Genomic DNA, 22,298 nt, shown 5'->3' on the forward strand with positions numbered 1-22,298 from the left:
GGCTTCGCCGCCGCAGCGCCCGGAATGACAGACGCCATTCGGACCGGTCGGTACTAGGTATCCCGGGCCCCTGAATTTTAAGGAAGCAGAGGATGGCCGAGCTGACCATCTCGACGGAGGAGATCCGCGGCGCCCTGGAGCGCTACGTCTCTTCCTACTCGTCCGACGTCTCCCGCGAGGAGGTCGGCACCGTCGCCGACACCGGTGACGGCATCGCCCACGTCGAGGGCCTGCCCTCGACCATGACCAACGAGCTCCTGGAGTTCGAGGACGGCACGCTCGGCGTGGCGTTGAACCTCGACGTCCGGGAGATCGGTGTCGTCGTTCTCGGTGACTCCGCCAAGCTGGAGGAGGGGCAGCGCGTCAAGCGCACCGAGCGGGTTCTCTCCGTTCCGGTCGGCGATGCCTTCCTCGGCCGCGTGGTCGACGCGCTCGGCAAGCCGATCGACGGCCTCGGCGACATCGCCAACGAGGGCTTCCGCGAGCTGGAGCTGCAGGCTCCGAACGTGATGTCCCGCCAGTCGGTGTTCGAGCCGCTGCAGACCGGCATCAAGGCCATCGACGCGATGACCCCGATCGGTCGGGGCCAGCGGCAGCTGATCATCGGTGACCGTAAGACCGGTAAGACCACCGTCGCCCTGGACGCGATCCTCAACCAGCGGGACAACTGGCGCACCGGCGACCCGAAGAAGCAGGTCCGCTGCATCTACGTCGCCATCGGTCAGAAGGCCTCCACGATCGCCTCGATCAAGGGCCAGCTGGAAGAGGCCGGCGCGATGGAGTACACGACCATCGTGGCCTCCCCGGCGTCCGACCCGGCCGGCTTCAAGTACCTGGCCCCGTACACCGGCTCGTCCATCGGGCAGCACTGGATGTACGGCGGCAAGCACGTCCTGATCGTCTTCGACGACCTGAGCAAGCAGGCCGAGGCGTACCGCGCCGTGTCGCTGCTGCTGCGTCGCCCGCCGGGCCGTGAGGCGTACCCGGGTGACGTCTTCTACCTGCACTCCCGCCTGCTGGAGCGCTGCGCGAAGCTCTCCGACGAGCTGGGTGGCGGCTCGATGACCGGTCTGCCGATCATCGAGACGAAGGCCAACGACATCTCGGCCTTCATCCCGACCAACGTCATCTCGATCACCGACGGCCAGATCTTCCTGGAGACCGACCTGTTCAACCAGGGCGTCCGTCCGGCGATCAACGTCGGCACCTCGGTCTCCCGGGTCGGTGGTGCCGCGCAGGTGAAGCCGATGCGCAAGGTCGCCGGTTCGCTGCGGCTCAACCTCGCCCAGTACCGCGAGCTGGAGGCGTTCGCCGCCTTCGCCTCCGACCTGGACCGGGCCTCCCGGGCCCAGCTCGACCGCGGTGTACGCCTCGTCGAGCTGCTCAAGCAGCCGAACTACTCGCCGTTCCCGGTCGAGCAGGAGGTCGTCTCGGTCTGGGCCGGTGTCGAGGGCAAGCTCGACGACATCCCGGTGGGCGAGGTCCGTCGCTTCGAGGCGGAGTTCCTCCAGTACCTGCGGCACAAGCACCAGGGTGTGCTGGCCGGGATCGCCGACAACCAGTGGGGCGACGACATCGTCGGCTCGCTGGACGCGGCGATCGCCGAGTTCAAGCAGGTCTTCCTCAACAAGGACGACGAGCGCACGGTCAACGACGCGCCGGCCGCACCGCTTGAGGGCGACGAGAACCGCGAGACGGTGACCCGCTTCCGCGACAGCGCGACCGACCGCCCGGCCGAGAGCTGATCTGATGGCCGCCCAGGTACGCGTTCTTCGTCAACGGATCCGCTCGGCGAAGTCGATGAAGAAGATCACCAAGGCGATGGAGCTCGTGGCGACGAGCCGGATCGCCAAGGCTCAGGCCCGGGTGCAGGCGTCCCTGCCGTACGCCCAGGCCATCACCGGTGTGCTCACGGCGCTGGCGTCCAACGCTCGGATCGACCACCCGCTGCTCACCCCGCGCGAGCGGGTGCGGCGGGCGGGCGTCCTGCTGGTCACCAGTGACCGTGGTCTGGCCGGCGGCTACAGCTCCAACGCGATCAGGATGGCGGAGTCGCTGATCGCGCGGCTCAAGGCGGACGGCAAGGAGCCGGTGCTCTACGTGATCGGGCGTAAGGGCGTCGGGTTCTACCGGTTCCGCAACCGGCCGATCGAGGCGAACTGGACCGGCTTCAGTGAGCAGCCGTCGTTCGAGGACGCCCGTACCGTCGGTGAGACGCTGATCAAGGCGTTCACGGCCGGTGCGGACGACGCCGACGGCAGTGCCGGGGCGGACGGGGTGCTCGGCGTCGACGAGTTGCACATCGTCTACACCGAGTTCCACTCGCTCATGACGCAGAACCCGGTTACCAAGATCATTGGTCCGATGCAGGTGGAGGACCGGCCGCCCTCCGAGGGGCTGCTGCCGGCGTACGAGTTCGAGCCGGAGGCGGAGGCGCTGCTCGACGCGCTCCTGCCGAGGTACATCAACACGCGGATCTACGCGGCGTTGATCGAGTCGGCGGCGAGTGAGTCGGCGGCACGGCGGCGGGCGATGAAGAGCGCCACCGACAACGCCGAAGAGATGATCGAGAAGTACACGCGCGAGATGAACTCGGCTCGCCAGGCCGGGATCACCCAGGAGATCAGCGAGATCGTCGGCGGCGCCAACGCGCTGGCCGCGTCGGGAAGTGAAGTGTGATGACTGCACCAGTAGAGACCAAGACGGCCACGGGTCGCGTGGTCCGGGTCATCGGCCCGGTCGTCGACGCCGAATTCCCGCGCGACGCCATGCCGCCCCTGTTCAACGCCCTCAACGTCACGGTGAACCTGTCCGGCGGTGAGAAGACGCTGACCCTGGAGGTCGCCCAGCACCTGGGTGACAACCTGGTCCGTGCCATCTCGATGCAGCCGACCGACGGTCTGGTCCGTGGCGCCGAGGTGCGCGACCGCGGTGAGCCGATCACGGTGCCGGTGGGCGACGCGGTCAAGGGCCACGTGTTCAACGCGATCGGCGAGGTGCTCAACCTCAAAGAGGGCGAGACGTTCGAGGCCGACGACCGGTGGGGCATCCACCGCAAGGCCCCGGCCTTCGCGGACCTGGAGCCGAAGACCGAGATGCTGGAGACCGGCATCAAGGTCATCGACCTGCTCGCCCCGTACGTCAAGGGCGGCAAGATCGGCCTGTTCGGCGGCGCGGGCGTGGGCAAGACGGTGCTCATCCAGGAGATGATCACCCGGGTTGCCCGCAACTTCGGTGGTACCTCGGTGTTCGCCGGCGTGGGTGAGCGCACCCGTGAGGGCAACGACCTCATCGCCGAGATGACCGAGTCCGGCGTCATCGACAAGACCGCACTTGTCTACGGCCAGATGGACGAGCCGCCGGGCACCCGGCTGCGGGTGGCGCTCTCCGCGCTGACCATGGCGGAGTACTTCCGCGACGTGAAGAAGCAGGAGGTGCTGCTCTTCATCGACAACATCTTCCGCTTCACGCAGGCCGGTTCCGAGGTGTCCACCCTGCTCGGCCGGATGCCGAGCGCCGTGGGTTACCAGCCGACCCTGGCCGACGAGATGGGCGAGCTCCAGGAGCGGATCACCTCGGTCCGGGGCCAGGCCATCACCTCCATGCAGGCGATCTACGTGCCGGCGGACGACTACACCGACCCCGCCCCGGCCACCACGTTCGCCCACCTGGACGCGACCACCAACCTGGAGCGGTCGATCTCCGACAAGGGCATCTACCCGGCGGTCGACCCGCTGGCGTCCTCGTCCCGGATCCTCGCCCCGGAGTTCGTCGGTCAGGAGCACTTCCAGGTCGCCACCGAGGTGAAGCGGATCCTGCAGCGCTACCGCGACCTGCAGGACATCATCGCCATCCTCGGTATCGAGGAGCTCTCCGAGGAAGACAAGATCACCGTGGCGCGGGCCCGGCGGATCGAGCGCTTCCTCTCGCAGAACACCTACGCGGCGGAGCAGTTCACCGGCGTACCGGGCTCGACGGTCCCGATCAAGGAGACCATCGAGGCGTTCCGGAAGATCAGCGAGGGTGAGTACGATCACTTCCCCGAGCAGGCGTTCTTCATGTGCGGCGGTCTTGAGGACCTGGAGCGCAAGGCTGAGGAGCTGATGAAGGGCTGATCAGCCCCGATTCGACCCGTAACAAAAAGACTGCCCCGGCAATGCCGGGGCAGTCTTTTGTTCACCTTCGCGTCTTACCATCGTCGCGGTCCGTTACTCGGGGTCGTTCGTTGCGCGCCACCCGAGATACGGTCGATCCGCACGCTCACCCGACGAGCGTTGATCTTTGCAACCTTTCGACGACGTGCGCCCGTCTTCCCTCGTGTGGGCGTAACGAACGGAGCTGCTCGTGGGTAAGGCCGGCAAGCGTGGCCGCAAGTCGTCCGTCTGGCGGGGCGTCCCGCGCTGGGCCAGGATCTGCACGGTGTTCGGCACCGTGCTGGTCGTGCTCAGCGGTGCGGTGCTGGTCGGCGCGGAGGTCCTGATGGCCCGCTACGAGGGCGCCGTCGGCAAGGCTGACCTGTTCGGCGACCAGGCGGCCGGCGCCCAGCCGAAGAAGAGCGACATCAAGGGCCCACTCAACATCCTGCTCGTCGGCATCGACCCGCGTACGCCCACGGCCGCGCCGTTGGCCGACTCGATCATGGTGTTGCACGTGCCGGCCTCGATGGACCGGGCCTACCTGTTCTCGCTGCCGCGCGACCTCTACGTGCCCATCCCGGCGTTCAAGAAGGCCAACTTCCCTGGCGAGACCACGAAGATCAACGCCGCCATGTCGTTCGGCAGCAAGGTGCCGGGAGCGAACCCCGACGCGGCGCGCGGCTTCGAACTGCTGGCCACCACGGTGCAGAACGTGACAGGCATCAAACGGTTCGACGCCGGCGCCATCATCAACTTCACCGGCTTCCAGAAGATCGTCGATGCCATGGGCGGCGTCGACATGTACATCGAGCGCGAGGTCAAGTCCGAGCACAAGCAGCCCGACGGTAAGCCGCGGCCGGGCAAGACGTACGGCGAGGGCTACGTCGGCCCGCAGGCGATCTACAAGAAGGGCAACCAACACCTCAGCGGGTGGCAGGCCCTGGACTACGTCCGGCAGCGTTATCCGAAGAACGGCGTCCCGGACTCCGACTACGGCCGGCAGCGCCACCAGCAGCAGTTCGTCAAGGCCATGGTCGGCCAGGCGTTCAGCGCCGACGTGGTGGCCAACCCGATCAAGTTGGACAAGGTGCTCCGCGCCGCCGGCCAGTCGCTGATCTTCAACGGTCGGGGCAGCAGCGTTGTCGACTTCGGGCTCGCCCTGAAGGACATCCGCCCCAACACCATCCAAATGATCAAGCTCGCCGGTGGTGAACTCACGAACAACAGGGGTGTCTATCTCGGCGAGCAGTTCCAGCCGGCCGTTGCGGACTTCTTCACCGCCCTGCACAGCGAGCAGCTCGATCCGTTCCTGCTGGAGCATCCGGACTTCGTCAACAAGACCAAGTAGTCGTGACGCGGTTCTCGCCACCCGCGTTGGGAGCGCCTGTGCGTCAGGCTAGACTTTCGGCAATCCGTCGCCGCAGCAAGGAGACAGCGTGGCAAAGCAGCTTCACGTCGAGCTCGTCGCCGTCGAGGAGAAGGTCTGGTCCGGTGACGCAGAGATGCTCGTCGCCCGGACGACCGAAGGCGAGCTCGGTGTCCTGCCGGGGCACGCGCCGCTGCTCGGCCAGCTCGCGGAGCCCGGTCAGGTCCGCATCAAGCTCGCCGGCGGTGAGCAGGTCTCCTACGAGGTGGCCGGCGGCTTCCTCTCGGTGAGCGCCGACGGCGTCATCGTGCTGGCCGAGAGCGCAACCCCGGTCTCCGCGCAGAGCCGCTGAGTCACACCGGGGATGGACATCGTCGAAGGAATCGGGATCGGCGTTGTCGTCATCGTCGGCGCGCTGCTCACCCTCTTCGTCCGGCGAGCCCTGGTCACCCGCAGCGGTGGCATCATCCGGCTCAGCGTCCGCGTCACCACCATGCTCGACGGCCGTGGCTGGTCGCCCGGCTTCGGCCGGTTCGCCGGTGACGAACTGCGGTGGTACAGGATGTTCAGCTTCGCGATCCGACCCAAGCGGGTTCTCTCCCGCAAAGATTTGGCGGTCGAGCGCCGACGACTCCCGGAGGGTCAGGAACGGCTCTCCATGCCGGCCGACTGGGTGATCCTCCGCTGTACCAGTCACCACGCACCGGTGGAGATCGCCATGGCGCGGTCGACCGTTACCGGTTTCCTGTCCTGGCTCGAGGCCGCCCCTCCGGGGGCGGTCTCGCCGCGTATGGCCTCCCAGGACTGGCCGGCTGCCTGATCGGGTCGTCTGTGGTTGCTCCTGGGTTCTTGGGGGCCCCGCCTGGCTCGCTTGTGGTTGCGCTCGGGGTTTCCGGGGGAGCCCACCCGGCTCCGGGCGGTCAGGCTTGATCCCTGCGCCGGGCGGGCTCCCCCGGAAACCCCATGTTGCCGCTGTGCGTCGGTCTGGCGCGGTTTTCGACTCGACTCTCTTGAAGTCGGGGTGTTCCGCTGGGCCGGATGCCGCGTATTCATGATCCCGAGTGGATCATGGGGGCGGGAGTTGGGCCCTGGCTACGCGTGGTGGCGGGCAGATTGGGAACCCATACCTCGACGTGGTGCGGTGCGCCGACGTTCTAGCGCTTGCCGCCCGGCACCCATAGCACGTCTCCCGCCGGATTTGCCGTTCTTGACAGGATAAAGAGCAGATCGGAGAGCCGGTTGAGATACTTTGCCGGGAGCGTGCTGGTTCGTTCCGGATCGTGGCTGACCAGCGCCCACGCTGCCCGTTCGGCGCGCCGGGCGGTGGTCCGCGCCACGTGCAGCAGCGCCGCGCCCGCGGTGCCGCCGGGGAGGATGAAGGAGTCGAGCTTGCTCAGGCGTGCGTTGTACTCGTCGCACCAGCCTTCCAGGCGCTCGACGTACTCCTCGGTCACCCGCAGCGGCGGGTACTTCGGCTCCGGTTCGACCGGGGTGGACAGGTCGGCGCCGACGTCGAACAGGTCGTTCTGCACCGACCCCAGCACGTCCCGCAGTTCCTGGTCGAGCCCGCCCAGGGCGAGCGCGACGCCGATCGCCGCGTTGCACTCGTCGACGTCCGCGTACGCGGCGATCCGTGGATCGGTCTTCGGCACCTGCTCGTTGTTGCTCAGCCTGGTCATGCCGGCGTCGCCGGCCTTGGTGTAGATGCGCGTGAGGTGGACGGCCATGACGCACAGCCTACGGATTCCCGACCTGACCATCCCGGCGCGGCCGGGCAGCGCCCCCAGTTGGCCGGTGGTGGTGGGCCCCGGCGACGCGGGCGACCCGGCGGTCAACGATGTCGACGTCATTCGGGTCCACGGTGACGTCCGGCTGGCCGGCACCGTGCACGTGGTCGGCGCCAAGAACTCGGCCCTGAAGTTGATGGCCGCCGCGCTGCTCGCCCCGGGCCGCAGCGTGATCACGAACGTTCCCCGGATCACCGACATCGCGATCATGGGCGAGGTGCTGCGTCGGCTGGGCTGCGACGTCCGGTTCGACGCGGACGACCCGGTCGACCCGATGGTCGCCCGCGGCGGCGTGGCCCGGTCCCGTTCGGTGACCATCGACGTGCCCGAGCAGCCCGGGGCGGAGGCCGACTACGACCTGGTTCGCCGGTTGCGCGCCTCGATCTGTGTGCTCGGCCCGCTGCTGGCCCGCCGGGGGTACGTGCGGGTGGCCCATCCCGGCGGTGATGCCATCGGGTCACGAGGGCTGGACATGCACATCTCCGGGCTGACCCGGATGGGCGCGGAGATCTCCGGTGAGCACGGCTTCGTCATCGCCTCCGCTCCGCACGGGCTGCGTGGCGCGGAGATCGTGCTGGATTTTCCCAGCGTCGGCGCGACCGAGAACCTGGTGATGGCGGCGGTGCTGGCCCAGGGCGTCACGATGATCGACAACGCGGCCCGGGAGCCGGAGATCGTCGACATCTGCACGATGCTCAACCAGATGGGCGCCCGGATCTCCGGCGCGGGCACGTCCACCCTGCGGATCACCGGCGTGCCGGGTCTGCACCCCGTCCGGCACGCCACGGTGGGGGACCGGATCGTCGCCGGCACCTGGGCGTTCGGGGCGGCGATGACCCGGGGCGACGTGACGGTGACCGGGCTGGACCCGGCGTACCTGGAGGTCGCGCTGGACAAGGTGGTCGCGGCCGGCGGCCTGGTGGAGACCCGGGGGGACGGCTTCCGGGTACGGATGGACGACCGGCCCCGGGCGGTGGACGTGGTGACGTTGCCGTACCCCGGCTTCGCCACCGACCTGCTGCCGATGGCGATCGGGCTGGCCGCGGTCAGCGACGGCGCCTCCCTGATCACCGAGAACATCTTCGATGGCCGGTTCATGTTCGCCAACGAGATGATGCGGCTCGGCGCGGACATCAAGACCGACGGGCACCACGCGGTGGTCCGTGGGCGGGGTCGGCTCTCCGGTGCCCCGGTCCAGGCGACCGACATCCGTGCCGGTGCCGGGCTGATCATCGCCGGGCTGTGTGCGCTGGGGGTCACCGAGGTCTCCCACGTGCATCACGTCGACCGGGGCTATCCGGACTTCGTGGCCGACCTGCGGGCGCTCGGGGTGGCGGTGGAGCGGGGCACCACACCGCAGGAGCCGTCGCTGGAGATCTGAGGCCGGAACCCCGCCACCCGGCCCGACCGCCACTTAGCCATCGTTCAGGCTCGCCGACTAGGGTCTGTGTCAGAGTCCTGGGCCCGCCACGGGCCGGCCCGGGGCTTCGACACAGACCCTTAGGGTGCCAGGCAGGCACCCAATCGCAGCGAGGGAGAAGTAGATGGCGGGTCGACTCGCGGTCGTCGGGGCGGGGTTGATGGGCTCCGGCATCGCCCAGGTGGCGGCGCAGGCGGGCTGGCAGGTGACGCTGCGCGACCTGGACGACGCGGCCACCACCCGAGGGCTCGGCGGCATCCGGAAGTCACTGGAGAAGTTCGCCGAGAAGGGCAAGATCGAGGCGTCCGAGGTCGAGTCGACGCTGGCCCGGATCACCCCGACCACCGACCTGGAGGCGGCGGCGGACGCGGACATCGTGGTCGAGGCCGTCTTCGAGCGGCTGGAGATCAAGCACGAGGTGTTCCGCGCCCTCGACAAGATCTGCAAGGCCGACGCGGTGCTCGCCACCAACACCTCGGCCATTCCGGTCACCCAGATCGCCGCGGTGACCGAGCGGCCGGAGGCGGTCGTCGGCACCCACTTCTTCTCCCCGGTGCCGATGATGCAGCTCTGCGAGCTGGTCCGCGGTTACAAGACGAGCGACGCCACGCTGGCCACCGCACGGACCTTCGCCGAGGAGGTCGGCAAGACGGTGGTGGTGGTCAACCGGGACATCGCCGGCTTCGTCACGACCCGGCTGATCACCGTTCTGGTCGCCGAGGCGGCCAAGCTGGTGGAGTCCGGCGTGGTGTCCGCCGAGGACCTGGACACGGCCTGCCGCCTGGGCTTCGGGCACGCGATGGGCCCGCTGGCCACCATCGACCTCACCGGCGTGGACGTGCTGCTGCACGCCATGAAGAACATCTACGCCGACACGGCCGACGAGAAGTTCTTCCCGCCGGAGCTGCTCCAGCGGATGGTCACCGCCGGTGACCTGGGCCGCAAGAGCGGCAAGGGTTTCTACACGTACTGAGACCGGCAGCCGCGCGGGCCCGTTCGCGGGCCTCGCGGCCGGCTCAGGTGGGGCCGGCCGGCGCGTCCAGCGCCGCCGCGACGAAGTCCAACGCGCTGGGGATGACCGAGCCCCAGTAGTGGAAGTCGTGTCGGCCGTCGGCGTACTCCACGCGGACCGCCGGCTCCGGCAGGGCCCGCTCCAGCGCCTGCACGTCGTCGAGGAAGTCGTCCTGCCGACCGCACCAGAGGCCCAGCGGGGTGCCGCGCAGCCGGTCGACACCGGCGAAGACGGCGTCGCCGGGCGCGACGGCGGGGGAGCAGGCCGCCACCGCCCGGAGCAGGCCCGGCCAGGTCTCGGCGAGCAACAGCGAGCCATAGCCCCCCATCGACCAGCCCCAGGCCGCCAGCCGGGTGGTGTCGAAGCCCCGCTCGGCGCACCAGGCCGGCAACTCCTCCCGCACCATCCGTTGCGGGTCGTCTCGTCCGGCGGGGCGCCAGGAGAGGCGATCGCCTGTCGCTCCGGCGAGCACGAACGGCGGTGCGCCTCGGCGTACCGCGTCGGTCAGGAAGCGCCCCAGGCCGAGCCCGGGGAAGTCGCGTGCGGTGGTGGACGCGCCGTGCAGCACCAGGCAGACCGGCAGCCCCTGGCCGTCGCCGTGCCCGTCCGGGACGGCGGTGTAGAAGTCGACCGAGCGGCCCCGTGCGGTGGACGGCCGGCTGGTCAGGCGCTCGTCACCGGCCGGCGCGTCCGGGGGCGTCGGCCGTGCCGGCGAGGGACGGATCAGGTCGCGGGCCGCCCAGCCGAGCCCGACCGCCAGCGCCGTCGCTCCCGCACCAGCGAGCAGGAGACCACGCCGGGTTGGTCGAGCGGCCATCGGCAAAGTCTGACAGGCCTCGGGGCGATCCGGGGCCCAGGGAAACGGGTCAGCCGTCGCGCTTGGTGGTCCAGCGGAAGGTGGTCAGGCAGAGCACCACACCGATCACGCACCACAGGGCCAACACCAGGGCGACCCGCCCCAGCTCGAACGAGCCGCCCGGCTCCTGGGCGCCGAAGCTCTCCGGCAGGAAGACCGATCGCAGGCCCTGGCACATCCACTTGAGCGGGAACAGCGCCGCGACCTGCTGCATCCAGGTGGGCAGGTCGGTGAAGACGAAGAACACCCCGGAGATGAACTGGAGCACCAGGGCGACCGGAGTGACCACCGCCGAGCCGCTGCGGGCGGTGCGGGCCAGCGACGAGATGGCGATGCCGCACAGGGTGCAGGCGGTCACCCCGAGCACGGCGACCCAACCGAAGGTCAACCACTTCCCGGCGGTGCCGGGCAGGTCGAGGTCGAACAGCGCCACCGCGACGGCCAGCAGCAGCGCGGTCTCGGCGATGCCGATCGCCACCACCATGATCACCTTGCCGGCGAACCAGACCCACTTGGGCATCGGGGTGCCCCGGTAGCGCTTGAGCACACCCCGGTCCCGTTCGATCGGGATCCAGATGCCGAGGTTCTGGAAGCTGACAGTCATCAGGCCGGTCGCGATCATGCCGGTGATGAAGTATTGGGTGAACTTGACCCCGCCGCCGATCGTGCCGCCGAAGATCGACGCGAAGATCAGGATCATGATGATGGGGAAACCCATCGTGAAGACCACGGACTCCCGGCTGCGCAGGAACTGGGTGATCTCCAGTCGGCCCTGGCGCAGGGCGAGCGCGCCAGCGTTCGGCCGCTGGCCCCGAGGAGCGGCGACCGCGGAGGCCGGTTTCGTCGTGGTCGTCATCGCGCGTGTCCGATCATCTTCAGGTAGACGTCCTCCAGGGTCGGCCGGGTCACCGTGAGCCCCGGCACCTCGCCGCCGTGGCGCGCGGCCAGATCGGCCACGAGGGCCGTCGGCGTCGCGCTCTGCGTGCTCTCCAGCGCCCCGTCCGGGGTACGCCAGGAAACCGTCGCCAGCGCCTCCTGCCGGTTGCCCAGCTGGGCGGGGGCGGCCACCGCGACCAGCCGGCCGCCGGCGATCACGCCGACCCGGTCGGCGAGCGCCTCCGCCTCGTCCAGGTAGTGGGTGGTCAACACGATGGTGGTGCCGGCGGCGGCGAGGTCGCGGATCAGCTCCCAGAACTCGCGGCGGGCCTCCGGGTCGAAACCGGTGGTCGGCTCGTCGAGGAAGAGCAGCTCGGGGCGACCGATGATGCCCAGCGCCACGTCCAGGCGACGCCGCTGCCCACCGGAGAGGCTGTGCGTACGGGCTCTCGCCTTGTCGGCCAGCCCGACCCGCTCGATCACCTTGTCCGGGTCGTCCGCGTCGGGATAGAAGCCGGAGAAGTGCCGGATCACCTCGGCCACGGTCAGCTCGTCGAACTCGCCGGTGCCCTGGAGCACGATGCCGACGCGGGAGCGCCAGTCGGCGTCCGGGTGCGCCGGGTCGGTGCCCAGCACGGTGACCTCGCCGGCATCGCGGCGTCGGTAACCCTCCAGGATCTCCACCGTGGTGGTCTTGCCGGCGCCGTTCGGCCCGAGCAACGCGAACACCTCACCGCGGTGGACGTCGAGGTCCACGCCCGCCACCGCGACGTTGTCGCCGTACGCCTTGCGCAGCCCCCGGACGGAGATGGCCAGCTCGTCATCCATGTCGTCAAGTGTGCGCCTGACCAGGCCGGCCCGGTGCCCCGGGGGTGGCGGTGCGCGCCACCGCGGCCGTTTCCCACCCGGACGTCCCCGACATGGACGTGTGTGGTTTTCCACAACCCGTTTTACCGGGGGGTAACTTAAACTCCGGCCATGGATGAGACGGCATATTCGGGGCGGCTGCCCGAGCGGGACCGCCCGTGGGTGATGCGCACCTACGCCGGCCACTCGTCGGCCACCGCGACCAACGCCCTCTTCCGCCGCAACCTGGCGAAGGGGCAGACCGGCCTCTCGGTCGCCTTCGACCTGCCCACCCAGACCGGGTACGACCCGGACCACGAGTTGGCCGCCGGTGAGGTCGGTCGGGTCGGCGTGCCAGTGGCCCACCTCGGCGACATGCGGGCGCTCTTCGACGGTCTCCCGCTCGCCGACATGAACACCTCGATGACCATCAACGCCCCGGCGATGTGGATGCTCGCCCTGTACGGCACCGTGGGGCGGGAACAGGGCGCCGACCTGGCCCGCTGCGCCGGCACCACGCAGAACGACATCGTCAAGGAGTATCTGTCCCGGGGGACGTACATTTTCCCGCCAGCGGCGTCGCTGCGGCTGACCGCCGACGTGGTGGCGTACGCGCTGCGGGAGATGCCCCGGTGGAACCCGGTCAACATCTGCTCGTACCACCTCCAGGAGGCCGGCGCGACGCCCGTGCAGGAGGTCGGGTTCGCGCTGGCCACCGCGGTCGCCGTGCTCGACGCGGTCCGCGACTCCGGTCAGGTCCCGGCCGAGCGGATGGGCGACGTGGTGCAGCGGGTGTCGTTCTTCGTCAACGCCGGGGTGCGCTTCGTCGAGGAGATCGCCAAGATGCGCGCGTTCGGCGTGCTCTGGGACGAGATCACCCGGGACCGGTACGCGGTCACCGAGGCCAGACAACGGCGGTTCCGCTACGGCGTGCAGGTCAACTCGCTGGGCCTCACCGAGGCGCAGCCGGAGAACAACATCCAGCGCATCGTGCTGGAGATGCTCGGGGTGACGATGTCCCGCGACGCGCGGGCCCGCGCCGTGCAACTGCCCGCCTGGAACGAGGCGCTCGGCCTGCCCCGCCCGTGGGACCAGCAGTGGTCGCTGCGGATGCAGCAGGTGCTGGCGTACGAGTCGGACCTGCTCGAATACCCCGACCTCTTCGCCGGCTCGCACGTGATGACCGCGCTTGTCGACGAGATCGTCACCGGGGCGCGGGTCGAGCTGGACAAGGTGTTGGAGTCGGGCGGCGTGGTCGCCGCCGTGGAGTCCGGCTACCTCAAGAGCGCGTTGGTCGCCTCGCTGGCCGAGCGCCGCCGTCGGATGGAGTCCGGGGCCGACGTGGTCGTCGGGGTCAACAGGTACGCCGAGACCGAGCCCTCCCCGCTGACCGCCGCCGGCGCGCAGGCCGTCGAGCGGGTGGACCCCGCGGTCGAGGCGGCCGCCGCTGCCGGCGTACACCGGTGGCGTGCCGACCGGGACGCGGACGCCGTCGACGCGGCCCTGACCCGGCTCCGCGCGGACGCCGCGACCACCGCCAATCTGATGCCCGCCACCCTGGAGTGCGTGCGGGTCGGGGTGACCACCGGCGAGTGGGCCGGGGCGCTGCGGCAGGTCTTCGGCGAGTACCGGGCGCCGACCGGCCTGGCCGGTGCCGCCGGCAGCGGTGGCGACCCGGGCCTGGCCGCCGTCCGCGGGCGGGTCACCGCCACCGCTCGGGAGTTGGGCAGCGGCCGGCTGCGGCTGCTGGTCGGCAAGCCCGGGCTGGACGGGCACTCCAACGGCGCGGAGCAGATCGCGGTACGCGCCCGCGACGCCGGTTTCGAGGTCGTCTACCAGGGCATCCGGCTGACCGCGGGGCAGATCGTCGCCGCCGCCGTCGAGGAGGACGTCGACCTGGTCGGGCTGTCCGTGCTCTCCGGATCGCACCTGGCCGCCGTGCCCGCCGTGCTGGACGGGCTGCGCGCCGCCGGCCGGGCCGACCTGCCGGTGGTCGTGGGCGGCATCATCCCCGCCGGTGACGCCGACACCCTGCGGGCGGCCGGGGTGGCCCGGGTGTTCACCCCGAAGGACTTCGCCCTCACCGGCATCATCGACGACCTGGTGACTGTCATCCGACGCGCCAACGACCTGGCCTGACCCCGCTGTGGGTGGTCAGCGGCCGGCGTAGGTCATGCAGTCGGCCAGGTCGTTGTCCGGGCCGACCCTGATCGAGGACGCGTGGCACTCCAACTGCTCGTTGTGCCGGCAGTCGGACCGCTGGCAGGCGCCCACCTGGGCGGTCAGGCCGTCCACGCCACCGCGGATGGGCGACTCGACGAAGGTGTGGCAGTGCGCGTGGTCCATGCTGCCGATCGTGATCGCGAAGGCGTGACAGTCACCCGACTGGTTGTACGCGCACGCGGCGACCACACACTCCTGGACCCGGGGCATCTCCAACGCTGCGGTCATGCCAACCTCCTCTAGGTCTTTGCCCCGATCCTAGGCTTTTGTCGAGTCGGCCATCCCTCGATTCACCTGCCCGCCGGCCAGGGTGATCGACTCGGGTTTCCGGAAGGCGGGGTGTCCCGCCGCGGGGATGGCCCGGTTTGCAGGAACCCGAGTCGATCGAGCGTCAGACGCGGAAGCCGGCGGCGCGGGCCGCCTCGCGTTCCCGGCGGCGCTCGGAGCGCCGTCGGAGGAACCAGTAGACGAAGACCACCAGGCCGAGCAGGAACGCCAGCACCAGCACCGGCAGGATGATCGCCACCAGGGAGACCACCACGCTGGTGGCGTCCTCGGCGGTGCTGGCCACCGGCGCACCGAACCCGGCGGTGGTGGCGTTGATGACCGGACGGGCCGCGGACTTGAGCAGGTGCACGCCCAGGGCCAGCAGCACGCCGGTGGCGACCGGCACCCACTGGTGGGACGAGAAGAAACTCCCCGGGTCGCTGACCGTCACCGTCTCCGACGAGGAGCCGGCGCCGAAGGCCAGGCCGCCGGCGGTGGGTCGGACCACGGTCTGCACCACGTCGTTGACGTGGTCGACCACCGGCACCTTGTCGGCCACCATCTCCACGGCGAGCAACACGGCCAGGATGACGATGACCCAGCCGTTGCCGAGCCAGGTCCAGCCGCTGGGAAGGTCGATCAGGTCGGTGTAGCGACCGAGCAGACCGAGGGCGAGCAGGGGAATGTAGGCGTTCAACCCCGCTGAGGCGGCGAGGCCGGTGCCGGTGAGGACTTCGAACACGAACTCAGCATCGCATCGACGCGCCAGTGCCGCTCGGTGGCGACCGGTGGGTCCTCGGCTACCCTCGTCGGGTGCGGTTGGTCATTGCGAAGTGCTCGGTGGACTACGTCGGACGGCTCTCGGCTCACCTGCCGCCGGCCACCCGGTTGCTGATGGTGAAGGCGGACGGGTCGGTGTCGATCCATGCCGACGACCGGGCCTACAAGCCGTTGAACTGGATGAGCCCGCCCTGTCGGCTGGAGGAGGCGCCCGGCGTGTGGCGGGTGGTCAACAAGGCCGGCGAGGAGCTGCGGATCACCCTGGAGGAGATCTTCCAGGACACCTCGTACGAGCTGGGTGTGGACCCGGGCCTGCGCAAGGACGGGGTGGAGGCGCACCTACAGGAGTTGTTGGCCGCCAACCCGAGCGCGTTGGGTGAGGGGTTCACGCTGGTCCGCCGCGAGTACATGACGGCGATCGGCCCGGTCGACCTGTTGTGCCGGGACGCCAACGCCGGCGCGGTCGCCGTCGAGGTCAAGCGGCGGGGCGACATCGACGGCGTGGAGCAGTTGACCCGCTACCTCGAGTTGATGAACCGTGACCCGCTGCTCAGCCCGGTGGCCGGGGTCTTCGCCGCCCAGGAGATCAAGCCGCAGGCCCGGGTGCTCGCCGCCGATCGGGGCATCCGGTGCGTGGTCGTGAACTACGACCGGCTGCGGGGCATCGAGAAGGACGAGCTGACGCTCTTCTGATCGGCTCACCCGCCGTTACGCACCGCGATCAACGACTTGGGCAGGCCGAACGCCCGCTCGACAAGCATCGTCGAGTCGGGGAAGTAGTGGCGCATCTGCGAACGGTCCAGTAGCTCGGTCCAGAGCACCTGGTGGATGGCCGCGTCGTGGCTGCGGGTCGGCTTGTGCCCCAACGGCCAACGTCGGGCCAGCGCGGTGCGCAGTCGCACCGGCAGGAACTGCATCCCGGGCGCGATCCAGTGTGGCTCGATGGGGAAGTAGCGGTAGGGCGTCTGCACCCAGTGCCGGTCGGCCATCGCCCGGGCGGCGGCGGAGAAGCGCAGCCGGCGCTCGTGCCCGCCCACATGCTCCAGCACCGAGTTGGAGAAGACCAGGTCGTAGCCGCCCTTGACGATGCGCGGGGGCAGGTCGCAGGCGTCGGCCTGCTCGACGTGGGCCCAGTCCGGCACGGCGGCGGGCGGCTGCTCCAGGTTGACGACTGTCACCCGGGCCGGCCGGACGGTCGCGCGGTGCCAGGTGCCGAGCCGGCCACCGAGATCGACCACGTGCATGTCGCCGATCTCGGGGAAGGTGCGCGCCAGCCAGTCCGAGCGGTGCTGGCGCCGCCGCGCACTCCACGACTGCTCGCTGTCGACAAGGCGGTAGCGCAATCGATTGGGGCCCATTTAACGCAATGTACCGCCGCAGACACCGCCTATAAACATGTGGATACGCTGATCTTCGCCGAGATCGGTTATCCGACACTCATCTCCCGTACATCACCTTGATGGCCTTGACGAGTCGTGCCACGTCGGTCGGGGTGCGTTCGAAGGTCATCGACGGCAACAGCGATCGGGCCCGACGCCGGGTGACCGCCTTGGCCCGGCCGAACTCGCGCAGCCCGTCCTCCCCGTGGATCCGCCCGAAGCCGGAGTCGCCGACCCCGCCGAACGGCAGGGTGGACATGCCGGCGAAGGTCAGTGAAGAGTTGATCGAGGCCATTCCGGAGCGCAGCCGCCGCGCGATGGACACCGCGCGGCGCCGGCCGAAGACCGAACCTCCCAGGCCGTACGGCAGGGCGTTGGCGCGGGTGACGGCCTCGTCGGCGTCGCGGACCCGGCTGATGGTCAGCGTGGGGCCGAAGGTCTCCTCGCGGACGGCGGCCGAATCCTCCGGGACGTCCACCAGCACGGTCGGGTGGACGTACGGCGGCTGCACCGCGCTCGGACCGCCGAGCACGGCGCGCCCGCCCGAGGTGATCGCGGCGTCGATGTGCCGGCGGATCACGTCGATCTGCCGGGGCATGGTGATCGGGCCGATGTCGGTGCCCTCCGGGCCGACGGTCAGCCGGCCGGCGCGGGTGACCACCTTGTCGACGAAGGCGTCGAAGACCGAGTCGACGGCGTAGACCCGCTCGATGCCGATGCAGGTCTGGCCCGCGTTGGTCATGCCGCCCCAGACGCACGCCTCGGCGGCGGCGTCCAGGTCGGCGTCGCTGTCGACGATCATGGCGTCCTTGCCGCCGCCCTCGATCAGCACCGGGGTCAACGTCTCGGCGCAGGCGGCCATCACCCTGCGGGCGGTGGCGGTCGAGCCGGTGAAGGCCAGCTTGTCGACCCCGGAGTGGCACAGCGCGGCGCCCACGTCGCCCAGCCCGTGCACGGCGGCGAACACCGGCTGCTCGGGCACCACCTCGGCGAAGCTGTCCACCAGCCACTGGCCGGCGGCGGGCGTGTACTCGCTCGGCTTGAGCACCACACCGTTGCCGGCGGCCAGCGCGTACGCGGCGGAACCGATCGGTGTGAAGACCGGGTAGTTCCACGGGCCGATCACGCCGACCACGCCGTACGGCTGGTATTCGAGGTGCGCGGAGAACTCGGCGAGGATGAGCCGGGACCGCACCCGGCGCGGGCCGAGCACGCGGTTGGCGTTGCGGGCGGCCCAGTCGATGTGCTCGATCGCGGTGACGACCTCGACGATGGCGTCGGCGATCGGCTTGCCACCCTCGACGTGCACCAGCTCGGCCAGCTCCTCGATGCGTGTGGCCAGCAGGGCACGCCACCGCAGCATCCGTTCGCGGCGGTCGGCGAAGCCGAGCCCGGCCCACCATCCGCCGGCGACGCGGGCGCCCTCGACGGCCCGCCGCACGTCGGCCTCGGTCGCGACCGGGAAGCGGCCGGCCTCGGCGCCGGTGGCCGGGCTGGTGGAGACCAGTCGACCCGCCTCGATGATCGGAAGACCCGGGACATGCACAGCCGTCATGGCGGAAGTCTAGACCCGAGGATTACTCACTGGTAGGTCCGGATCGTAACCGGCCGACCCGGCGTCGTGCCGTTTCGCCTGATCGTTTGTCAGTGCAGGTCAGGCCATCGATGACGAACGCGGTCCGGCCGAATCGTCGAACGGCGGGTGGCCGGGAGGTGACGAGGAGCTGACCGGCCGGTCGGTGTCGATGATTACCGTCTGGTGGCAGGCTGACGCGCGGAGTGACGGTGTGGGGTGGAGGGCTGACTGTCCATGGAGGAACTTCCAGAACTTATGCCGCTGTTGACGGTGGCGGGTGGGCCGATGCGCGGGGCGAGCTTCCGACTTCGAGTCGAACCGCAGGTGGTCGGCCGGGCGCCGACCGGTCACGTCGTCATCAGCGACCCGCATCTGAGCCGCCGCCACGCGGAGGTGTGGTTGGCCCCGGAGGGCCCGTCGCTGCGGGACCTTGGCTCGACCAACGGCACCTGGCTCAACGACCGTCGGATCACCGAGGTGGAACGGCTCTGCGACGGTGACGTGATCCGACTCGGCCGTACCGAGCTGCGCCTGTTCGACCCGGGGGTGGCACACACCGACCCGGTGGGGCTCAGCTTCGGGCCGTCCCGGCGGGACGTCCGGCCGACCCTTCCGCTGCCGTTGGCCACGCCGCCCGGCGCCCGGCGCTGACCGGCGACCCGGGTGCGGCCCACACCTGGGCCGCACCCGGGGTGGCTGCTCGGCACCTGGACCGGCACCGGCGGGCGTGGCAGCATGCCGCGGATGGAAACCGAGCAACGGATCGTGACGGCGAACGGCATCACCCAGGCGGTCCGGGTGGCCGGCCCGCCGGACGGCACCCCGGTGCTGCTGATCCACGGCAACTGCTCGTCCGCGCTGTTCTGGGAGCCGCTGGTCCGTCGGCTGCCGCCGACGCTGCGGGTGGTCGCCCCCGACCTGCGGGGGTACGGCGACTCCGCGACGGCCCCGGTGGACGCCACTCGCGGCCTGCGGGACTTCTCCGACGACGTGGCCGCGCTGCTGGACGACCCGACGCTCTTCGGCGCCGGCGACACCCGCCCGGTGGTGGTCGGGCACTCCCTCGGTGGGGGAGTGGCGATGCGACTGCTCGTCGACAATCCACACCGGGTGGGCGCGCTCCTGCTCGCGGCACCGGTCTCCCCGTACGGCTTCGGTGGCACCCGCGACCTGACCGGCACGCCGACCACCCCCGACTTCGCCGGCACCGGCGCCGGCACGGCAAATCCGGACTTCGTCGCCCTGCTCGCCGCCGGCGACCGGAGCGCGGACACTCCGGCCAGCCCGCGCGCCGTCCTGCGAGCCACCTATGTGGCCGATCCCGCCGCGCTGGGCGCCGACGAGGACCTGCTGCTGGACACCGTGCTCTCCACCGCCACCGGCGACGACAACTACCCGGGCACGGCGGAGCCGTCGGAGAACTGGCCGGGCACCGCGCCGGGCACGCGCGGGGTGCTCAACGCCCTCGCGCCGACCCACTTCCGGCTCGCCGACGAGCTGGTGGCCGTCGCCGAGAAGCCTCCGATCACCTGGGTACGCGGCGACGCCGACGTCATCGTCTCGGACACCTCACTGTTCGACCTGGCGTACCTGGGTTCGTTGGGTCTCGTGCCCGGCTGGCCCGGCGAGGAGGTCTGCCCGCCGCAGCCGATGATCGGCCAGACCCGGTCGGTGCTGGAGCGGTACGCGGCGGCCGGCGGCGCGTACCACGAGGTGGTGTTGCCCGGTTGCGGGCACAGCCCGCACCTGGAGCGCCCGGCGGAGTTCGTGGCGGAGCTGCTGGCCCTGACCACCGGTCCCGCCGCCTAGGGTCCGTGTCGTGTCGCCGGCGGTGAGACGTCACGTCGCCGGCGGTGAAATAGGCCACGGCGTCGCGACAACCAATCGTCACGTGGCAGACTCGCGCGCATAGCCTTAGCGGCCGTTCAGGGGCCGTGCGGAGTGTCTGGGGAGGCCGGTCGTGGCGCGCGAGTTCAGCACCGTGGGTGTGGTGGGGCTGGGCACCATGGGTGCCGGCATCGTCGAGGTCTTCGCCCGCAACGGTGTCGACGTGGTGGCGGTGGAGATCTCCGAGCCGGCGCTGGAGCGTGGCCGAGCCACCCTGACCCGCTCCACCGACCGGGCGGTCGCCAAGGGCAAGCTCGCCGTGGCCGACCGAGACGCCCTGCACGAGCGGGTGCACTTCGCGGTCGGGCTGGACGCGCTGCACTCCGTCGACCTGGTCATCGAGGCGGTGCCCGAGCACCTGGACCTCAAGCAGCGGATCTTCGCGGAGTTGGACCGGGTCTGCCGGCCGGAGGCCATCCTCGCCACCAACACCTCGTCGCTGAGCGTCACCGAGATCTCGGTGGCCACCACCCGGCCCAACCAGGTGATCGGGATCCACTTCTTCAACCCCGCGCCGGTGATGAAGCTGGTCGAGGTGGTCCGCACGGTCGTCACCGCACCCGAGGTGGTCGCCGATGTCGAGGCGCTCTGCGCCCGCCTCGGCAAGGTCGACGTCACCATCAACGACCGGGCCGGCTTCATCGCCAACGCGCTGCTCTTCGGCTACCTCAACCACGCGGTCGCCATGGTCGAGTCGCACTACGCCGCCCGGGAGGACATCGACGCCGCGATGAAGCTCGGCTGCGGCCTGCCGATGGGCCCGCTCGCGTTGATGGACCTGATCGGCCTGGACACCGCGTACGAGATCCTGGACACCATGTACCGGCGCGGCGGGCGGGACCGCCGGCACGCCCCGGTGCCGCTGCTCAAGCAGATGGTGACCGCGGGACTGCTCGGCCGGAAGTCCGGTCGGGGTTTCTACACCTACGAGCGGCCCGGCTCGCCGGTGGTCGTACCGGACGAGGCGACGCCGCTGGCCACGGACGCGGCGGCCGCCGACGGGGCGCGCGCGATCGCCAAGGTTGGCGTGGTCGGTTCCGGGACGATGGCCACCGGGATCGTCGAGGTCTTCGCGAGGGCCGGCTACGAGGTCGTGTCGGTGGCCCGTGGCCTGGAGAAGTCCGCGACGCTCCGCGAGGCGGTGCAGACCTCGCTGCACAAGGGCGTGGTGCGCGGCAAGCTCGCCGAGGCCGACCGGGACGCCGCGCTCGGCCGGATCAGCTGGTCGGCCACGCTCGACCACCTCGCCGACGTCGACCTGGTGGTCGAGGCGGTCGTCGAGGAGTTGAGCGTGAAGCAGGCGCTCTTCGCGAGCCTCGACGAGATCTGCAAGCCGGGCGTGGTGTTGGCCACCACGACCTCCTCGCTGCCGGTGATCGACGTGGCGATGGCCAGCCACCGACCGGCCGACGTGGTGGGGCTGCACTTCTTCAACCCGGCCCCGGTCATGCCCCTGGTCGAGGTGGTCCGCACGATCCGCACCTCCCCGGAGGCCACCGCCACCGCCCGCGCCGTCTGCGCCACGCTCGGCAAGACCGGCGTGGTCTGCGCGGACCGGTCCGGGTTCATCGTCAACGCGCTGCTCTTCCCCTACCTCAACGACGCGGTGAAGATGCTGGAGGCCAGCTACTCGACGGCCGACGACATCGACCACGCCATGAAGCTGGGCTGCGGCTACCCGATGGGCCCGTTCGAGCTGCTCGACGTGGTCGGGCTGGACGTCGCGCTGGCGATCCAGCGCGAGCTGTACCTGGAGTTGCGCGAGCCGGGCTTCGCGCCCGCGCCGCTGCTGGAGCATCTGGTCACCGCCGGCTACCTGGGTCGCAAGGCCCGTCGCGGTTTCCGCGACCACTCGCACCACTGAGCGGGTAAACGCCACGGGGTGCC

Annotated in this window: 21 protein-coding genes; 13 read left to right on the top strand and 8 right to left on the bottom strand. The window is 70.3% G+C overall.

All coding sequences use genetic code 11. The features are described from left to right. The first annotated feature begins 92 nt into the window (after positions 1-92). From atpA to AB0B14_RS26400, 6 genes are all read left to right on the top strand, one after another. On the top strand, positions 93-1,745 hold the full coding sequence (gene atpA, locus AB0B14_RS26375) for a F0F1 ATP synthase subunit alpha (RefSeq protein ID WP_357066883.1): 1,653 nt from the start codon (positions 93-95) through the stop codon (positions 1,743-1,745). A gap of 4 nt (positions 1,746-1,749) precedes the next feature. Next, on the top strand, positions 1,750-2,679 hold the full coding sequence (locus tag AB0B14_RS26380; RefSeq protein WP_357066885.1) for a F0F1 ATP synthase subunit gamma: 930 nt from the start codon (positions 1,750-1,752) through the stop codon (positions 2,677-2,679). Beyond that, positions 2,679-4,115, top strand: a complete 1,437-nt coding sequence (atpD, locus tag AB0B14_RS26385) for a F0F1 ATP synthase subunit beta (RefSeq protein WP_357066887.1) — start codon at positions 2,679-2,681, stop codon at positions 4,113-4,115. Before AB0B14_RS26380 ends, atpD begins: the two co-directional genes overlap by 1 nt. A gap of 223 nt (positions 4,116-4,338) precedes the next feature. Continuing rightward, positions 4,339-5,484 (top strand): LCP family protein, encoded by a 1,146-nt coding sequence (locus AB0B14_RS26390; protein ID WP_357524797.1) that lies wholly within the window; start codon positions 4,339-4,341, stop codon positions 5,482-5,484. Positions 5,485-5,572: 88 nt separating this feature from the next. After that, positions 5,573-5,854 carry a F0F1 ATP synthase subunit epsilon gene (locus AB0B14_RS26395; protein ID WP_357066889.1) on the top strand — a complete coding sequence of 94 codons (282 nt, stop codon included), beginning with the start codon at positions 5,573-5,575 and terminating at the stop codon, positions 5,852-5,854. Positions 5,855-5,866: 12 nt separating this feature from the next. After that, positions 5,867-6,322 carry a DUF2550 domain-containing protein gene (locus AB0B14_RS26400; protein ID WP_357066891.1) on the top strand — a complete coding sequence of 152 codons (456 nt, stop codon included), beginning with the start codon at positions 5,867-5,869 and terminating at the stop codon, positions 6,320-6,322. A 334-nt stretch (positions 6,323-6,656) separates the two neighbouring features. Here AB0B14_RS26400 and AB0B14_RS26405 read toward each other — a convergent pair whose 3' ends face one another. Continuing rightward, entirely contained in the window at positions 6,657-7,229 is a 573-nt protein-coding gene (locus tag AB0B14_RS26405; protein ID WP_357524736.1) for a cob(I)yrinic acid a,c-diamide adenosyltransferase, read from the bottom strand. Here AB0B14_RS26405 and murA point away from each other — a divergent pair. Then, positions 7,228-8,670 (top strand): UDP-N-acetylglucosamine 1-carboxyvinyltransferase, encoded by a 1,443-nt coding sequence (murA, locus tag AB0B14_RS26410; RefSeq protein ID WP_357524738.1) that lies wholly within the window; start codon positions 7,228-7,230, stop codon positions 8,668-8,670. The genes AB0B14_RS26405 and murA overlap by 2 nt on opposite strands. Positions 8,671-8,833: 163 nt before the next feature. Beyond that, positions 8,834-9,682: a 3-hydroxyacyl-CoA dehydrogenase family protein gene (locus tag AB0B14_RS26415; protein ID WP_357066897.1), complete on the top strand. Its 849-nt coding sequence runs from the start codon at positions 8,834-8,836 to the stop codon at positions 9,680-9,682. A 43-nt stretch (positions 9,683-9,725) separates the two neighbouring features. On the opposite strand, the gene AB0B14_RS26420 is transcribed toward AB0B14_RS26415, so the two are convergent. The 3 genes from AB0B14_RS26420 to AB0B14_RS26430 are packed head-to-tail and all read right to left on the bottom strand — an operon-like array spanning position 9,726 to position 12,281. Next, the gene (locus AB0B14_RS26420; RefSeq protein WP_357524740.1) at positions 9,726-10,538 is read right to left on the bottom strand and encodes an alpha/beta hydrolase-fold protein; all 813 of its coding nucleotides are present in this window, start codon (positions 10,536-10,538) and stop codon (positions 9,726-9,728) included. 49 nt (positions 10,539-10,587) lie between these two features. Continuing rightward, positions 10,588-11,433 (bottom strand): ABC transporter permease, encoded by an 846-nt coding sequence (locus tag AB0B14_RS26425; RefSeq protein WP_357066901.1) that lies wholly within the window; start codon positions 11,431-11,433, stop codon positions 10,588-10,590. After that, positions 11,430-12,281, bottom strand: a complete 852-nt coding sequence (locus tag AB0B14_RS26430; protein ID WP_357066903.1) for an ABC transporter ATP-binding protein — start codon at positions 12,279-12,281, stop codon at positions 11,430-11,432. The genes AB0B14_RS26425 and AB0B14_RS26430 overlap by 4 nt, the downstream gene beginning before the upstream one ends. A gap of 150 nt (positions 12,282-12,431) precedes the next feature. Here AB0B14_RS26430 and AB0B14_RS26435 point away from each other — a divergent pair, with 150 nt between their 5' ends. Continuing rightward, on the top strand, positions 12,432-14,438 hold the full coding sequence (locus AB0B14_RS26435; RefSeq protein WP_357066905.1) for a protein meaA: 2,007 nt from the start codon (positions 12,432-12,434) through the stop codon (positions 14,436-14,438). A 15-nt stretch (positions 14,439-14,453) separates the two neighbouring features. On the opposite strand, the gene AB0B14_RS26440 is transcribed toward AB0B14_RS26435, so the two are convergent. Next, entirely contained in the window at positions 14,454-14,750 is a 297-nt protein-coding gene (locus tag AB0B14_RS26440) for a DUF1540 domain-containing protein (RefSeq protein ID WP_357066907.1), read from the bottom strand. Between the two features lie 163 nt (positions 14,751-14,913). Then, on the bottom strand, positions 14,914-15,531 hold the full coding sequence (locus tag AB0B14_RS26445) for a DUF4126 domain-containing protein (RefSeq protein ID WP_357066909.1): 618 nt from the start codon (positions 15,529-15,531) through the stop codon (positions 14,914-14,916). A gap of 71 nt (positions 15,532-15,602) precedes the next feature. On the opposite strand from AB0B14_RS26445, the gene nucS reads away from it, so the two are divergent. Further along, a complete protein-coding gene (gene nucS, locus AB0B14_RS26450; RefSeq protein WP_357066911.1) occupies positions 15,603-16,262 on the top strand; it encodes an endonuclease NucS in 660 nt (219 codons plus the stop codon). Between the two features lie 5 nt (positions 16,263-16,267). Here nucS and AB0B14_RS26455 read toward each other — a convergent pair whose 3' ends face one another. Both AB0B14_RS26455 and AB0B14_RS26460 read right to left on the bottom strand, forming a co-directional pair. Next, the gene (locus AB0B14_RS26455) at positions 16,268-16,927 is read right to left on the bottom strand and encodes a class I SAM-dependent methyltransferase (RefSeq protein WP_357066913.1); all 660 of its coding nucleotides are present in this window, start codon (positions 16,925-16,927) and stop codon (positions 16,268-16,270) included. A gap of 79 nt (positions 16,928-17,006) precedes the next feature. After that, positions 17,007-18,503 carry an aldehyde dehydrogenase family protein gene (locus AB0B14_RS26460; protein ID WP_357066915.1) on the bottom strand — a complete coding sequence of 499 codons (1,497 nt, stop codon included), beginning with the start codon at positions 18,501-18,503 and terminating at the stop codon, positions 17,007-17,009. Positions 18,504-18,758: 255 nt separating this feature from the next. Here AB0B14_RS26460 and AB0B14_RS26465 point away from each other — a divergent pair, with 255 nt between their 5' ends. From AB0B14_RS26465 to AB0B14_RS26475, 3 genes are all read left to right on the top strand, one after another. Next, on the top strand, positions 18,759-19,175 hold the full coding sequence (locus AB0B14_RS26465; protein ID WP_357524743.1) for an FHA domain-containing protein: 417 nt from the start codon (positions 18,759-18,761) through the stop codon (positions 19,173-19,175). An 84-nt stretch (positions 19,176-19,259) separates the two neighbouring features. Next, positions 19,260-20,333 carry an alpha/beta hydrolase gene (locus AB0B14_RS26470; RefSeq protein ID WP_357524745.1) on the top strand — a complete coding sequence of 358 codons (1,074 nt, stop codon included), beginning with the start codon at positions 19,260-19,262 and terminating at the stop codon, positions 20,331-20,333. Positions 20,334-20,484: 151 nt separating this feature from the next. Further along, a complete protein-coding gene (locus tag AB0B14_RS26475) occupies positions 20,485-22,275 on the top strand; it encodes a 3-hydroxybutyryl-CoA dehydrogenase (RefSeq protein WP_357524747.1) in 1,791 nt (596 codons plus the stop codon). The last annotated feature ends 23 nt before the right edge of the window (positions 22,276-22,298 follow it).

It is taken from the genome of Micromonospora sp. NPDC049171 (assembly GCF_040648275.1).
Lineage (GTDB): Bacteria > Actinomycetota > Actinomycetes > Mycobacteriales > Micromonosporaceae > Micromonospora.